Origin of the sequence: Dyadobacter subterraneus (assembly GCF_015221875.1) — a bacterium.
In the GTDB taxonomy this organism is placed as follows: domain Bacteria; phylum Bacteroidota; class Bacteroidia; order Cytophagales; family Spirosomataceae; genus Dyadobacter; species Dyadobacter subterraneus.
In genome coordinates this window covers 37,227-53,279 of record NZ_JACYGY010000001.1, presented here as the reverse complement: position 1 = coordinate 53,279, position 16,053 = coordinate 37,227, and the positions used below count along the sequence as shown (strand labels likewise).

The 16,053-nt window shown below is 39.8% G+C and carries 11 protein-coding genes; 5 read left to right on the top strand and 6 right to left on the bottom strand.

Annotation, left to right across the window (positions count from 1 at the left end):
- Positions 1-107: 107 nt before the first annotated feature.
- Genes IEE83_RS00205 through thrA form a run of 4 tightly spaced genes read right to left on the bottom strand, consistent with a single transcriptional unit; the run spans position 108 to position 4,272 of the window.
- Positions 108-1,046 carry a homoserine kinase gene (locus tag IEE83_RS00205; RefSeq protein ID WP_194118636.1) on the bottom strand — a complete coding sequence of 313 codons (939 nt, stop codon included), beginning with the start codon at positions 1,044-1,046 and terminating at the stop codon, positions 108-110.
- Complete coding sequence (locus tag IEE83_RS00200; protein WP_194118635.1) at positions 1,043-1,435, bottom strand: HEPN domain-containing protein; 393 nt, start codon at positions 1,433-1,435, stop codon at positions 1,043-1,045. The genes IEE83_RS00205 and IEE83_RS00200 overlap by 4 nt, the downstream gene beginning before the upstream one ends.
- Positions 1,432-1,770, bottom strand: a complete 339-nt coding sequence (locus tag IEE83_RS00195) for a nucleotidyltransferase domain-containing protein (RefSeq protein WP_194118634.1) — start codon at positions 1,768-1,770, stop codon at positions 1,432-1,434. The genes IEE83_RS00200 and IEE83_RS00195 overlap by 4 nt, the downstream gene beginning before the upstream one ends.
- A 45-nt stretch (positions 1,771-1,815) precedes the next feature.
- Positions 1,816-4,272 (bottom strand): bifunctional aspartate kinase/homoserine dehydrogenase I, encoded by a 2,457-nt coding sequence (gene thrA, locus IEE83_RS00190; protein ID WP_194118633.1) that lies wholly within the window; start codon positions 4,270-4,272, stop codon positions 1,816-1,818.
- Positions 4,273-4,910: 638 nt separating this feature from the next.
- Here thrA and IEE83_RS00185 point away from each other — a divergent pair.
- Both IEE83_RS00185 and IEE83_RS00180 read left to right on the top strand, forming a co-directional pair.
- Complete coding sequence (locus IEE83_RS00185; protein ID WP_228101613.1) at positions 4,911-8,057, top strand: SusC/RagA family TonB-linked outer membrane protein; 3,147 nt, start codon at positions 4,911-4,913, stop codon at positions 8,055-8,057.
- Positions 8,058-8,078: 21 nt separating this feature from the next.
- A complete protein-coding gene (locus tag IEE83_RS00180; RefSeq protein WP_194118632.1) occupies positions 8,079-9,539 on the top strand; it encodes a SusD/RagB family nutrient-binding outer membrane lipoprotein in 1,461 nt (486 codons plus the stop codon).
- Positions 9,540-9,644: 105 nt separating this feature from the next.
- On the opposite strand, the gene IEE83_RS00175 is transcribed toward IEE83_RS00180, so the two are convergent.
- A complete protein-coding gene (locus IEE83_RS00175) occupies positions 9,645-10,406 on the bottom strand; it encodes a hypothetical protein (RefSeq protein ID WP_194118631.1) in 762 nt (253 codons plus the stop codon).
- A 217-nt stretch (positions 10,407-10,623) separates the two neighbouring features.
- On the opposite strand from IEE83_RS00175, the gene IEE83_RS00170 reads away from it, so the two are divergent.
- Positions 10,624-10,878, top strand: a complete 255-nt coding sequence (locus tag IEE83_RS00170; RefSeq protein ID WP_194118630.1) for a hypothetical protein — start codon at positions 10,624-10,626, stop codon at positions 10,876-10,878.
- Here IEE83_RS00170 and IEE83_RS00165 read toward each other — a convergent pair whose 3' ends face one another.
- Positions 10,879-13,830, bottom strand: coding sequence for an FAD-binding and (Fe-S)-binding domain-containing protein (locus IEE83_RS00165; protein WP_194123235.1), 2,952 nt, complete (start codon positions 13,828-13,830; stop codon positions 10,879-10,881).
- A 238-nt stretch (positions 13,831-14,068) separates the two neighbouring features.
- Here IEE83_RS00165 and IEE83_RS00160 point away from each other — a divergent pair, with 238 nt between their 5' ends.
- Complete coding sequence (locus IEE83_RS00160) at positions 14,069-15,529, top strand: TlpA family protein disulfide reductase (protein WP_194118629.1); 1,461 nt, start codon at positions 14,069-14,071, stop codon at positions 15,527-15,529.
- A gap of 306 nt (positions 15,530-15,835) precedes the next feature.
- A complete protein-coding gene (locus IEE83_RS00155; protein ID WP_194118628.1) occupies positions 15,836-16,051 on the top strand; it encodes a transcriptional regulator in 216 nt (71 codons plus the stop codon).
- Positions 16,052-16,053: the final 2 nt, after the last annotated feature.

Here is a 16,053-nt window from a genome sequence, read left to right as displayed (position 1 = left end):
TTTAAAATTACGTAGAAAGTTCGTTAAATGTCAATTTTGAATAACACAAAAATCTGAAATTGAAAAACTGAAATGTAATGCTCAGATTTATGACACTTTACTGAATATTAATTTTTGTCCAAAACCACAGGTCCTCCTTTATTGATTAAGGAAACATGTGAAGTTGCTTCAATTCCCGCATTAGCAAATGTCGCCTTCATCACCTCTCCTACTTTCTTGGCATTTTCAACGCCACGGCTTAATGCAAACATGGAAGGCCCTGATCCTGAGATACTGCATCCCAACGCTCCATGATCCAAAGCAGCCTGTTTTACAAGATTAAAATCAGGGATTAAAATAGAACGCACAGGTTCAATTATCACATCTACCATGGAGCGGCCGATCAGGTCATAATCTTCCATCATCAAACCAGCCACTAACCCCGCTACATTTCCCATTTGAGAAATCGTATTTTTCAACGAAACCTCATCCCGAAGAATATATCTCGCGTCCTTTGTATTAATTTCTATATCAGGATGTACCAAAGTGCAGAAAAGATCTCCCGGAACCGGAATTGAAAAAACATCCAGCGGAGCATAACTTCTGATAATTACAAAACCTCCTAAAAGTGCAGGACCCACATTATCAGCATGTGCGGAACCCGAAGCAATCCGTTCCCCTTCCATTGCAAAAGGCAAAAGATCAGCTCTTGAAAGTGGACAATCCAGTAATTCATTTATGGCAACTACACCGGCTACGGCACTTGCTGCGCTTGAACCCATACCACTTCCTAAGGGCATATTTTTGTGTAAAGTAACTTCACAGCCAAAATCTGTAATGCCAAGATGTTTTAGCAAATGCAGCATTACACCTGTTACCGCATTTTTTTCAGCTTTCCGTGGCAATCTTCCATCATCACCAAAAATATCCTTTATAACAATTCCAGGTTCATCGCGACGGCGTATTTCTACAATATCCCCCGGCTCTTCAATAGCAAAACCGAAAATATCAAATCCACAGGAAACATTAGCGACGGTGGCAGGTGCAAAGACTTTAATATAATTCACTTTAAAAAATTGTTTTCCTTTAAATATTGGGTGGTGGCGTTTAGAAATTTTTGCGCATCTTCAACAGATTCTTTTGCATCTTCATAAAATACTTCATCATACTCATAGTCACCAAATTGCCGTTTTTCGAAAGTACGTTTCAATGCAAGACCAAGATCCTTTGAAAATAGTTGCGTTAAAATAAACTCTTTATGAAAAGCATTGTGTGCCCCTGAATGAGATTTAGTAACAAATTTAACAGTAGAAAGTAAGGCCTGAATACAATGAAACATTGAATAATAGGATCTGTTTAGTGCAGCTTCATACCTTTCCTTAGCTAAAAACTCTTTTGAATCATCAAAGCAATCAGAGGCTTTTGAAATAATATTATCGACTGAATTAATCTTCATAACATAATCCCATCCTCATGAACATTTTGATATAAAGGCGACCAATTTTGATTAAAGCTGGATTGAGTCACCGGAATTGCAGAAACTGATATCGAATACTGAAGAGATAATTCAAAAGTGACAGGAGACAAATTACTTATTTCCTTAAATGTTTTAATTTCTTCGTCATTCAAAACAACCAGATAATCTATATCAGAATCCTCATGTTGGTCACCTCTGGCATATGAGCCGTATAAAATCACCTTATCAAGACGATCTCCGTATAATTGACCCATCTGATTCACGAATTCCTCGGTAAGCCTGGCAACCGATTCCGGAACTTTTCTATTGCTCATAGTTAAAAATGGCTTTTTGAAAAATCTCCAACAATTTAAAACGTTCTATCCCAAATAACTACTAATGCTCATAATATCTGCAAACACACCCGACGCCGTAACTTCCGCTCCTGCGCCTGGGCCTTTGATCACCAAAGGCCGATCTTTATAACGGTCCGTTGTGAAAGAAACGATATTATCACTTCCTGACAAAGTATAAAAAGGATGCTGCTGATTTACAGTTCTCAGTTCCACAACCGCTTTCCCGTTTTCAAGCGTTGCGATATACCGGAGTTTTTCTCCATTGGCTTCTGCGTTGGATTGAAGTTTTGCAAAGTAATCGTCAGAGATAATCAGCTCATTGAAAAATGCTTCCACATTTGGTGCGGCAAGGCAATTTTCAGGTAACAACTGAGCCACTTTTACATCTTCTGATTCCAGCGGAACACCTACTTCCCGGGCAAGAATCAATATTTTTCTGGCAACATCTGCACCACTTAAATCGTCACGAGGATCTGGCTCGGTAAATCCTTTTGCTTTTGCTTCTTTTACAACATCCACGAATTTAATTCCCGGACCAAAAGAATTGAATATATAAGATAACGTTCCTGACAGAATCGCTTCAATTTTCAGAAATTTATCACCGCTGGCCATTAAACCCTGAATGGTATTAATGATTGGCAAACCTGCACCAACGTTGGTTTCATACAAAAACTTAACGCCTCTTTTCAAAGCAGTGCGTTGCAGGGAAATATATTCAGCGTAGGATCCCGAATTGGCCACTTTATTTGGCGTTACAACGGAAATACTTGCATCCAATAACATATTATAATACTGAACGATGTCTTTATCAGACGTACAATCCACAAAAACACTGTTTGGAAGATTGAGCTCAATCATGCGCTGGACGAATGCTGGCAAACTGGTTTTTACACCTTCTCCATCAATTCTTTCTTTCCAATGTGCTGAACCGATCCCGTCCGGATCAAGAAGCATTTTCTTGGTATTGGAAAGTCCGGCGATGTTCAGGTTCAAAAATTTTTCTTCTCTTAGATATTTATTCTGTTTTCTGATCTGCTCCAAAAGCGTACTACCAATCAGACCAACACCAACAATAAACAAGTTGAGCGACCGCGTTTCAGAATGGAAGAAAACACCGTGAATAGCATTCAGTGCTTTGGAAAGATCACTTTTTGAAATAACAACAGAAATATTAAGCTCCGAAGAACCCTGCGCCGTAGCAACGACGTTGATACCGTTTTTACCTAAAACAGAAAAAAGCTTTCCGGAAACACCGGTACTTTTCTTCATTCCTTCACCGACAATTGCGATGACTGATAGATTTTTTTCTATTGTTATACTGTCAATATATCCGTAGCTGATTTCAGAAGCAAACTCTTTTTCCAAAACCTCACTGGCTTTTTGCGCATCACGCGGGTCGATAGAAAAACAGATTGAATGTTCAGAAGACGCCTGCGAAATAAGAATTACGCTAATATCATTATGTGATAACGCAGTGAAAAGTCGGCCTGAAATCCCGGCTACTCCGATCATCCCGCTACCTTGAATATTAACCAGTGCGATTTCATCAATCGAAGAAATTCCGGTGATCGGAAAATCTTTTTTACTCGCAATTTTCTGAACATAAGTACCTTCAAAATCAACATTAAAGGTATTCAGTACTTTAAGCGTTATATTTTTTGCAAAAGCCGGCTGCAAGCTTGGCGGATAAATCACTTTCGCACCAAAGTGAGAAAGCTCCATAGCTTCGGCATAGGAAATCGAAGGAATCGTAAATGCATTATGTACTTTCCGTGGATCTGCGGTCATCATGCCGTCCACATCCGTCCATATTTCTATGGAATCAGCATCAAGCGCAGCGCCAAGAATAGAGGCGGTATAGTCAGAGCCACCGCGTCCTAATGTTGTCGTAATACCTTCTGAGGTAGAAGCAATAAAACCGGTAACACATTGCAAAGCAGAAGCCTTGGCAAAATATTCCAGAATGAGCTGATTGGTAACCGCGAAATTCACATCACCCATTCCATAAGTTTCATTGGTACGGATGATTTGGCGTGCATCACAAAATTCAGCTGCAATACCTTTACTTTTCAGGATTTCAGTAATAACAAGCGTGGAAAGTCTTTCTCCAAAACTCATAATCAGGTCCATTGTGCGTGTCGAAAGTTCACGAATCCAGGAAACACCTTTCAAAATATCTCCCAATTCATTGAAAAGTCCACGTACAGCAGCAAACGTGCTACTTTGACTTTTTACATTGATCAGCCCGCGCACGATCACAAAATGACGTTCCTCAACCACTTTCAGGAACTCAACATATTCACCGTTTCCGGCAGCGGCCATCTTTCCAATTTCAATCAGACGGTTCGTGACACCACCCATGGCTGAAAAAACAACGGCGATTTTTTCACCATTTGCCAGATTATTTTCAAGAATACCAATTACCTGCTTGATACTATCGACCGAACCGACCGATGTGCCGCCAAATTTGAGAACCTTCATTTAAAGCTATTACGAATTAACAAAATTTTGAATGAGCTGTGTGGACCACCCATTTACATCAGGTTGCAAATATAGTAATTCAAACGCCTTATAGGTTGATTTTAAGAATGAAAAGCAAGCCAGAGTCCTCTGCTCCTATCTTTTTCTATTAAAAAAGATAAACGTCGTTAGCCATGACGAAAATTATAAAACTGAAATTTCCGGTATTGACTTCAAGCAATATCCTTCTCCATAGTACTTATCAGAAACTCCCTTCGATAGTAACCAAAATTTACAAACTTTATATAATGCAATTAAATTCGAAATGACCTTAAATTTTATATTATTTAAAGAATTATTAAAATTATATACCAATAATTAAGAAATTATATCATTAATATTCTCTTTTTATCATTTTTAACGAGTTTTAATTTTTAAATTTTTTACTTTTATAGAATAATATTCTGAATTAAAATTTATTAATTCATAAATTAAAAATCATGTAGTTTCTAATTTTATAGTTCAATTATTTGAAAATGGAATCTCAATATTCAGTAATTCTCAGCTTTTTCGGTTTAATCTTAATTTTATTTTAATATCAATTTTAATCTTTCACTCCTGTCTTATTTAAATATTACTATTATCAACTTAACTATTTTATGATGAGAAAACTTTTTACAACTGGATTCATGTCCTTTCTTCTTGTGCTGAGCCTGGCTGGGTACGGACAAGAACTGGCCATTAAAGGCAAAGTGACGTCCAAAGGAGACGGTGGCTCATTACCCGGAGCGAGTGTTCTTGTTAAAGGAACTAATCGCGGAAGTACAACCAATTCTGACGGAGAATTTACAATTACCGCGGAGGCTAATGCTATACTTGTTGTCTCTTTCATTGGTTTCAAATCTCTTGAAATTCCCGTTGGTAGTCAGACAAATCTTAATATTACCCTCGACGAAGACGCCACACAATTTAATGAGGTGGTTGTAACAGCACTTGGTATTGCCCGTGAGAAAAAAGCGCTGGGTTATGCAGTACAGGAAGTTAGCGGAAAAAACCTGACTCAGGCACGTGAAACCAACCTTATCAATTCACTTTCAGGAAGATTGGCGGGTGTACAGGTTACCAATTCTAACGGAGCTCCGGGAGCATCCTCGCGTATGATCATCCGTGGAGCTAGTTCGATCGGAAGTAATAACCAGCCGCTTTTCGTAGTGGATGGTGTTCCTATCGACAACAGCAATTTCGGTTCTGGAACAGGTGTGGATTATGGAAATGCTGCGGCTTCTATCAACCCGGATGATGTTGAATCGATCAGTGTTTTGAAAGGTCCAAGTGCTGCGGCTCTTTACGGATCACGCGGCGCAAATGGTGTAGTTTTGATTACAAGTAAAAGTGGAAAAGGCTCAAAAGGAATCGGTGTTTCTTTCAATACCAATACTTCTTTTGAATCTGTTTTTCGTCAGCCAAGCTGGCAAAATGAATATGGACAAGGAGCAAAAGGTCTTTTCTCCTATAAAGACGGACAAGGTGGCGGCGTAAATGACGGTGTGGATGAAAGCTGGGGACCAAAACTTGATGGAAGATTATTACCTCAATTTGACTCTCCTATCGGAGCCGACGGTGTTAGAACAGCAACGCCATGGATTGCTCATCCTGATAACGTTGATCAGTTTTACCAAACAGGAAAAACATATACAAACAACGTTGGTATCACAGGTGGAAATGAAAAAGCGGATTTCCGTTTGTCATTCACTAATTTGAAACAAGATGGTATTTTACCAAATACAGATTACAAACGTCAGACTGTTTCTCTAAATGCTGGCTGGAATCTTACTCCTAAATTAAACGTAAGAGCAACTGTTAATTACGTAAAAGACGGCAGCGATAACCGTAACAATTTCGGTTTATATTTTATCTGGTTCGGTCGCCAGGTTGACATGAATTCTTTGAAGAACTACACAAAACCAGGCAGTATCTATCAGAACAACTGGAATGACAACTACTGGACCAACCCTTACTATCTGGTAAATAATAGTACACGTGCTAATCAGCGTGACCGTATGTATGGCAATATCGTTGCAACTTACAAATTGACAGACTGGCTGACTTTGACAGGACGTTCAGGAACTGACTTTTATGAAGATCGTCGCAAAACAAAAACTGCTGCTCGTCAGGCTAAATTGGGAACTACTTCATTGTACGATGCTTACAACGAAGAGCAGATTTTTGTTCGTGAATCAAACTCCGACTTCTTGTTGAATGCTACGCATAAATTTGGTCAGTTTGATGTTACTGCCAACATTGGAGGCAACCACCGCTCAAACTTTGCTCAAAGAAATTATATGGGCGCAACTGAATTAGCCATACCAAGAGTTTGGAACATGGGTAATTCACGCCAGCGTCCGGTTGTAGAAAACTCATTTATTGAAAAAACAGTAAACAGTTTATACGCTTCGGCCAACTTAGGTTTCCGCAACTATTTGTTCGTTGACCTTACCGCACGTAATGACTGGTCAAGTTCTTTGCCTAGCAACAACAGATCTTATTTCTATCCTTCTGCTGCTGTGAGCGCGATTATTTCTGACATGTTTGACATCAAATCATCCGTTTTATCTTTTGCTAAAATCAGAGCTGGTGTTGCACAAGTTGGTAATGACACTGATCCTTACCGTTTGGCAAGTACTTACAAATACGAAAATCCTTGGGGAAGCACGCCAAGTTTATCAGAAAACAACGCGTTGCTAAATGCTGAATTGAAGCCTGAAATTACTTCTTCATACGAAGTAGGCGCTGACCTGAGATTTTGGCAAAATCGTGTTGGCTTGGATCTTACTTATTACAAGAAAACTTCATCTGACCAGATTCTTGACGTAAACGTTTCTAATGCAACAGGTTATTTGTCAAAACTTTTGAATGCAGGTAAAATTGAGAACAAAGGTTTCGAACTTCAATTGACAGTTACTCCGGTAAAGGCAGGTGCATTCCAATGGGATATTGGTTTGAATTGGGCTCGTAACAAAAACAAAGTTGTTTCACTTGCAAACGGTCTTACTACTTACCAGTTGAACACAAGCTACAACCCGCTAACTCAGGCAACTTCTACAAGCAGTTTCCGTGGATTATCAGTTGAAGCCCGTGTTGGTCAGCCTTATGGAACATTCTTCGGAAAAGGATTTTTGCGTGCTCCGGACGGACAAGTTGTATATGACGCACAAGGATATCCAATGCTTGATCCTGTTAGCCGCGTTTTAGGAAACTTTACTCCTGACTGGATCGGTGGTTTCTCTAACACATTCAAATACAAAAACTTCTCTCTTAGTACTTTGATTGACGTGAAACACGGTGGAGATATTTTCTCTCAATCGATCAATGTTGGTCGTTATACAGGAGTTTTAGCAGAAACTACCTTGGGTCGTGAAAATGGTGTGGTTGGACAAGGTGTTGTAAATACAGGAACTACTGACAATCCGGTTTATGTGGCAAACACAAAAAATCTTTCCTCAGAAGAATATCACCACAAATATTACCTGCTTACAAACAACGAAAACACGATTTTTGATGCGAGTTATGTAAAACTTCGTGAAGTAAAATTCACGTATATGATCTCTGGTAAAGTGATGAAAAAACTTCCTTTCCGTGACATCGCAGTTTCGGTTGTAGGCAGAAACCTTGCTCTTTTGCACAGCAATCTTCCACACATCGATCCGGAAACAAGTTATTACAACGACGGTAATTTACAAGGTATAGAAAACGGTCAGATTCCAACAACAAGATCAATTGGTTTCAACATCAGTTTCAATCTATAAGTAATTCTTAACTGATTTTTTATGAAAGGCATAATACATTCATTCCGCTCAAAATTAATATTGGCAGCAACCCTTCTGTGCGTATCCGCATGTACAGGAGATTTTGATAAACTTAACACAAACCCAAACAGCGCAGCATCCGGCACAGCCGACCTTTTTATGCCGCACGGTATACAAAGTGCTGTTGATATCCAGTCAGGTGGTTCACTTGGGATGGATATCGGAGAAGGATTTTCTCAGCATTGGGCACGTATTCAATACACAGATATTGATCAGTACACAGTTTCCAGTGATGTTTATACTGCCGGATGGTCAGGATTGTACATCGAATCTCTTGCGGATTATACCCGTATTTACAAACTTGGTGTAGAATCAGGAAACACAAATTACCAGGCTGTTGCCGTTATTTTACGTTCATGGGTATTCTCTTTACTGACTGACATTTATGGGGACATTCCATACAAAGCAGCACTTCAGGGATTGGAAGGAACACTTCTTCCGACTTATGATTCTCAAAAAGACGTTTATGCAGGATTGATAGCTGAGCTGAAAACCGCTGGCGAATCAATTAACGTGGCTAATACATCGATGCCAGTTGGAGGAGATATTCTTTTTAACGGAGATATGTTGAAATGGAAAAAATTCGCTAATTCATTAAGCTTAAAATTATTGAGCAGGATGATCGACAAAGCGGATGCTCCGATTAACGTGAAAACGGAAATTTCCAGAATTCTATCTGATCCTGCTAAATATCCTGTAATGGCCTCTGTTGCCGACAATATTCAGCTTAACTATCTGGATGCAACAAACAACCAGAATCCTGTTAATGTTAACCGTAAAACGCGTGATGACCACCGTGTAAGTGCTACATTGGTGGATCGTTTAATTGCTCTAAATGATGCTCGTTTGCCAATTTATGCAAACTTGCCGGCAGATGGAGGAACTTACAAAGGTGTTCCAAATGGCTTGTCTTCTTCGGATGCGAATGCACTTGGACTTACTAAAACATCAAAAGTTGGAAGCTACTTTGTAGCTGCAACTGCACCAGGTGTAATCATGACTTATGCAGAATTACTTTTCCTTAAAGCTGAATTTGCTTATAAAGGAGTAACCATCGCTGGTGATGCTGCCACAAATTATGCAGCAGCTATTACGGCGTCATTCGCACAATACAAATTGGCCGCACCAACGGATTATATCGCAGCAAATGCTTTGAAAGCCGGAGCTGACGGTTTCACGCAGATTATGGAACAAAAGTGGATTGCACTTTACGGACAAGGTCTGGAAGCATGGACAGAATATCGCCGTACAGGAATACCTGCACTTAAAACACCAACACTGAACACAAACCAGAATATTCTTCCAACCCGCCTTCCTTATCCAGGTTCAGAAGAATCTTTGAACTATGAAAATTTCTCATCTGCTCTTACAAAACAAGGTGGCAAAAATGATATGAAACTCAAACTTTGGTTTGCTAAATAAGTTTAAATAATAATTTTCGACTGGTAATACAAAAAAACAGGATGCAGCATAAAAGCTAACATCCTGTTTTTCTTTTTAAACAATATTTAACTTATTGATAAATGGTTAAAATGCCAAACCCAGGCCGGCTCCAACATTTACGACACCAATAAATCTTTTTTCGTTTAACCGGTCAGAATAAGGATTTCCACCAACGTTTGCTACAATTGCGAGATCTTTAACCTCTGCTTTGGCACCAATGACATCACCGCTTACTTGGAAAAACAATGCCTTGAACAACGGTAAACGAATACTGGCACCTGCCCCAAATCCAATGGGCTTAACTATGGTGTGATTTAAACTCACATCTACTTTTGTTGCCGTAGGATCTATATTCCCATCGGCTGTCAGTCCTTGGCCTTTTAAATAAACGGATGGCGTGCTTGCCCTGACTATTCCCCCCTGAACGTGCGCCTCAATTTGCACTCTGTTCATATTTAAATAAATAGCGGGGCCAAATAGAGCCGCTCCCATTTTCCACTCCGAAACATCACTCTGCCAGGTATAATTCCTACCGATAGCCTGAACATAAGAATTAGCTTTTTCAATGATCGGATCGGAATTTGTCTTGTTTACATTTAAACTTCCGGATAACCGCAAGCCAAACCAGCGCCAGATTCTGTGGTCATAATTAACCTGTCCATAATGCCCGGAGCCGGCCAAACCAGCTAATGGGTCATTTAGTTTCTCTCTGGCAAGCTGCCCGACAGGGAGACTATATCCTCCTGTAACGGAAAAAAAGTTTTTAGTATCCTGCGCTTTGCTTTCCTGACTGTTTAAAATCAGGAAGGATAAAATCATGGCTGTGATGAATGAATAGAACTTCATAGTTTAAGGAGTCTGTTTATGAAAAAACATAGATCTTCATTTCGTGCGAATTCACGAAGCTAAACAGAAAACCAACGCTTTTAGTATATTATTTGTTCGTTAAGACATGATTTAGGGTAATTTTTTCAACACAATTTAACCTAAACCTTATTTAATGGTAAGATTTTGATTTGGTACAAAAATGGTAGCGCAAGAACCAAACCAAATCACTACTATCATGGACAGGAAAGAAACAGATCAGGAAGCGAGAGCTACAAAAAATACTAAAAAAGTTTGGCTATGGGTGTTAGTTGCCGGTGTAATATTGATGGCAATTGCCTTTTGGGGAGGATTTTTAAACCACGATGAAAATTTCGGAAAATCGGACACGCCTTCTCAACACGAAACAATGCCTATGGATACCTCGGCATCAGACACAACCATGGAAGTTCATCCGGATACTATTATGAAAAGCGTTAGAGGCACTGAATAATCAATTCAGTGCTTCCCATAATATTTCGATCGGATGTTTTGCCTTACGTCCGGTCCCATCTTTAATCTGATGTCTGCAACTGGTCCCGGGTGCGGCTATAATAACCTCATCCGGTTGCTGACGTACCGTTGGAAACAGCACCAGCTCGCCAATCTGCATTGAAACATCATAATGCTCTTCTTCATATCCAAAAGATCCGGCCATTCCGCAGCAACCTGATGGAATAAGCTGGACTTTATAATTTTCGGGCAAAGACAATGCGATCTTTGAAGTTGAAAGTGACGACAAAGCTTTTTGATGACAGTGGCCATGAAGTTTAATTAGTCGTTGTTCTTTACCAAAAGAAGCTTTTGTAATTCTTTTTGCATCAATTTCTCTTGAAATAAACTCTTCAAAAAGTAGTGCATGAGTGGCAATATTCTGTGCATCTATTTTCAGATGCTCCGGAACCAGATCAATATATTCATCCCGGAAAGATAAAATCGCCGAAGGCTCAATTCCGATTAATGGCGTTTTTTGCGAGATAATATCTTTCAGTAGCTCAATATTACGAATCGCATGTTTTTGCGCTTCCTTAACCAATCCTTTTGACAAATAAGATCTGCCCGATTCTGCATGTTCAGGAATGATCACTTCATATCCCAGCTTTTCCAAAAGCATTACCGCTTTTTTACCAATTTCAACATCGTTATAATTGGTAAACTCATCACAAAAAAGATAAACCCTGGAATGAGTCTCAGTATTCTTACTTTTCGATTTTTTCTTTTCCCACCAATGTTTTAAAGTAGTACTTGAAAGCAAAGGCATAGAACGTTCCGGATGAAAACCGACTATTTTATTCGCGACTTTTCTTAAAGCTGGTGTTCCAAAAACAGCGTTAAAAGCCCATGGCGCGATGGAAGCCAGTTTCATTTGCTTGGCAAAATTGGCGATAAGATTTGTTCGCAATGGAATGGCGTGCGTTTCATAATACTGCTGCGTAAATTCAGCTTTCATTTTTCCAACATCAACGCTGGAAGGACATTCAGATTTACAGCCTTTGCACGACAAACAAAGATCCAGAATCTCTTTTACCATTTCCTGAGAAGTTCTGGTTTCGACGGTTTCTCCTCCTGGCGTTAGATATTGTCTTAAAATATTAGCTCTCGCCCGGGTTGTATCACGTTCTTTTCTTGTGGCCATATAACTTGGACACATCGTTCCGCCGGTTAATTCTGTTTTCCGGCAATCACCAGATCCGCTGCATTTTTCAGCCAGGCGGAGCATTCCTTCCTGTTTTGAAAAGTCAAAAGTTGTAGCAATTTGAGGCTGCGGTTTATCTTGTTCATACCGCAAGAATTCGTTCATCGGTGGCGTATCGACGATCTTGTTTGCATTAAAAATGCCATTCGGATCCCAGATGCGCTTTACCTGACGAAAGATTTCATAAACTTCCTCACCCATCATAAATGGAATGAATTCTCCGCGAAGCCGACCATCTCCATGCTCCCCGGAAAGTGCACCGTTATATTTTTTGACAAGAACAGCCGTATCCGCTAAAACTTGTCTGAATTTCTGTTTCCCTTCACTCGTTTTAAGATTAATCATCGGCTCAACATGCAATTCCCCGGCGCCAGCATGGGCGTAATAGGAAGCGTGCAAACCGTGACTGGCAATCAGTTTTTCAAGATCTTCGATATAATCCGGCAGGTCTTCAACGGCAACGGCGCAGTCTTCAATTAGATTTACGGGCTGTGTATCACCTGGTAGATTTCTGATCAACCCCAAACCAGCTTTTCTGATATCCCAGGCTTTCGTCGCGTCATCACCAAATAAAACGGGATAAGCATAACCCAAACCTTCTGAAAGCAAATCGGCTATCAAAATTTCAGCCTGCTTTTTCACTTCCTCATCTGTATTTCCCCAAAATTCAACCATCAGCAAAGCTGCCGGATCGCCTTCAAGGAAAAATCTGTTTTTGGAATAGATATGATGGCCTTTGGTGAAATCCATGATATATCGGTCCACCAATTCTGAGGCTTTTGGATTGTATTTCATCGCAACACGGTTCGCGTGCAGCGATTCCGCCAGGGTACTAGCATGAACACAAACAACACCAACCGAAGCCGGCGGGACGTCTACCAAGGCAATTTTCGCTTCCGTCACAAAACATAATGTCCCCTCAGAACCAGCGATCAGATTACATAAATTGATCTGATTTTTTTCGAAATTATTAACCAGCGCATCCAGCGCATAACCGGAATTCCGGCGCGTTACTGTTGGTTTTGCAAATTGTTTTTTGATTAATTCCTGATCAACCGGATTTGACAAAATCCCCCACATACCGGCATAAATCGCCTGTTCGCGCTTTCCTGAGGTATTTGCCGATAGTTTTTTGGTATAATCACCGACAACGGAATTATTAAAAACCGTTTCTGAACCATCCGATAGTAAAGCTTTTACTTCCAGCAAATGATCCCGCGTAGTTCCCCAGCTTATCGAATGCAAACCACAGGAATTATTTCCGATCATTCCACCGATCATAGCACGACTGGCAGTAGAAGTTTCCGGCCCGAATAGTAAACCATAAGGTGCCAGATGTTTATTCAAATCATCACGGATCACACCAGGCTGAACTCTCACCCATTTTTCCTCCGCATTAACTTCAAGAATCGCTCCAAAATGCTTTGAAATATCAACAACGATACCCTTTCCAACCACCTGTCCGGCAAGCGAAGTTCCGGCTGCTCTCGGAATAAGCGTTACTTTTTGATTATTGGCAAACTTAATAAGTCTGCGAATATCCTCAACCGTTTTAGGTAGTGCAACGGCAAGCGGCAGTTCCTGATAAACAGAAGCATCGGTTGCATATATTTTCCTTTGAGCAGTATGCAGCGTTGAATCATCGAAGTAAAGTTCTCCTTCAAAATCATCACGCAGGGTATTAAAATCAAGTAAGGTCAGGCGGTTCATCATGGTCTGGTGCCGGAAAAAGCAAAATTTCTTTGTGTTCAGGAATTCCTGAATCACTGTCAAAGATAGCTCTACGAGATGAAAAATGGAATGATCACAAAGACATCGGCCGTTTTGAAGAAAAGAAATCCGATATTGGCACAGTTATTTCAATTTCCTTTAACAGCGAAGTCATTATAATCATTTGATTATAAATTCCTTATTATACAAACGAACAACAAAACCAATCTCTGCATTCATGAAAAAAATTACCACACTTATTTTTCTTCTTTCCAGTCTGTTATCTTTTGCGCAAAAGACCTCGACCATCACATTAACTGCCACCAAGCCCGATGAAGGCATTGTTTCTCTTGTTTTGGAAGATGTACATTTTCACCCCAACCTGGGAATAGGGCTGGCTGACACAAGACTGGAACCACTGGCCATGGTCAATTTTAAAGAGAAAAACTCGGAACGCGTGAGTACTGCATTAAGCGAACCGAAAATTATGCGACTTCAATATAGCGGAGGTGGTGTAAATAAAACCTGGATGTTATTTATTCAGCCGGGCGATGATCTTACAGCAAGTTTTGCAGGAAATGCCGACGTTACCTTTACAGGAAAAAATGCTGCTTATCAGAATTTTCTGAAAACTTATTTTCTTGAAAACCAGTATCAGTATTTGCCGTTTTTTGGTTACAAACCATCTCAGATTGATAATAAAAGTGTAGCGCAGCAAAGCGATAGCTTGCAGAAAGTAAGACAAACTGCTTATGCCACATTTAAAACTTCAAATCCGCCGTCACCCGCTTTCGAAGCCTATGTTAACGCAACGACAACTACTGAACCTTTCCTTATACACAGATTGCTTCAGGAAAAAATCATGCGTAGAAACAGAGCGAAAAAACTGGATCCGGCACAGCAGAAAGAATTGGAAGATTTAACTTTGTCAAACTTTAAAATATTACCGGATGAAGCCTTGCTGAGCCAATCATACCGCGAAGAGCTTAGAAACTGGATACTTATTCCAACAACCCGGAAATTTCCTTTGGATTCTGCTACACGTTATGAACTTAGTCCGCAAGCTGTAACAGATGTTTATAATTTCAGTAAGACCAAATTAGCAGGACATCCAAAACAGGAAGAATATCTTCAGACTTATTGGTTGAACTATGCTGCAACGGCCATTCCAACCATTGAAACCAGCCAGACTTTACTAACAGATTACAAAGCGAAATATCCAAAATCGGAGTACACAGATTATTTCACCAAACTTTTGGAAACAAAAGCAAAACTTACTCCGGGCTCAAATGCACCAGATTTCACATTGTTGGACAGCGATAGTTCAGCTGTAACTTTGAGAAATCTGGAAGGTAAACCAACGGTGATGGTTTTTCAATTCAACATTGGCGCACACGAACCGAGTCTGAAAGCAATGGAAGCGAAATACGGCGATAAGGTAACTTTTGCTTATGTAACGCTTATTTCAGGCATGCCGTTTGGAAGCTGGAAAACTTACGCACAGGACAGAGCCGGCGTAAAACATTTGTGGGCTTCGGAAGACAGTGCAGAATCTTTAAGACAAAATTATGCAGTGGATATTCGTTATCCGTTTGTAGTAATTAACGCTTCCGGGAAAATCGTCGAACGCTGGTTACCTCAGGAATTTCCAAATAATCAGAGTTTGGAGAAGGCTGTGATTAAGGCGATTGGGAAATAATAATTAATTGAGCTAGTATAGAGAAGAGAAGTTGTCAATATGGCAACTTCTCTTTATAGATTGAATTTATTTATATTTTGGTAATAAAATTGAATCCATCTTCTTTCCTAAAATATGGAACTCATAAAAGAACCTTAGAATCTAGATTTATCAACAAAGTCAGAGCTTTAGGCAGAACAAGTGCTTATTGACTTTCGGAAAGTTATGCAGGATATTAAAGACAAAAACTCTTGCAAAAAAAAGGCGTAAAGAAGGATAACGAGAAGAAAGAGCTTGCGTAACATTCACTAAAAAACACACACAACTATGATAGTTAAACCAATCAAAACGAAAGAAGAATACGATTACGCCATAGCAAGAATTGACCAGTTATTCGATTCACCAAAAGGAAGTATTGAAGCGAAAGAACTGAACTTACTCGTACTTTTAGTTAATAACTATGAAGCAGAAAATTATCCTATCGACGAACCTGATCCGATAGAATATATCAAAATTCGAATGGAGGAAATTTCAGTTGTCTGAGC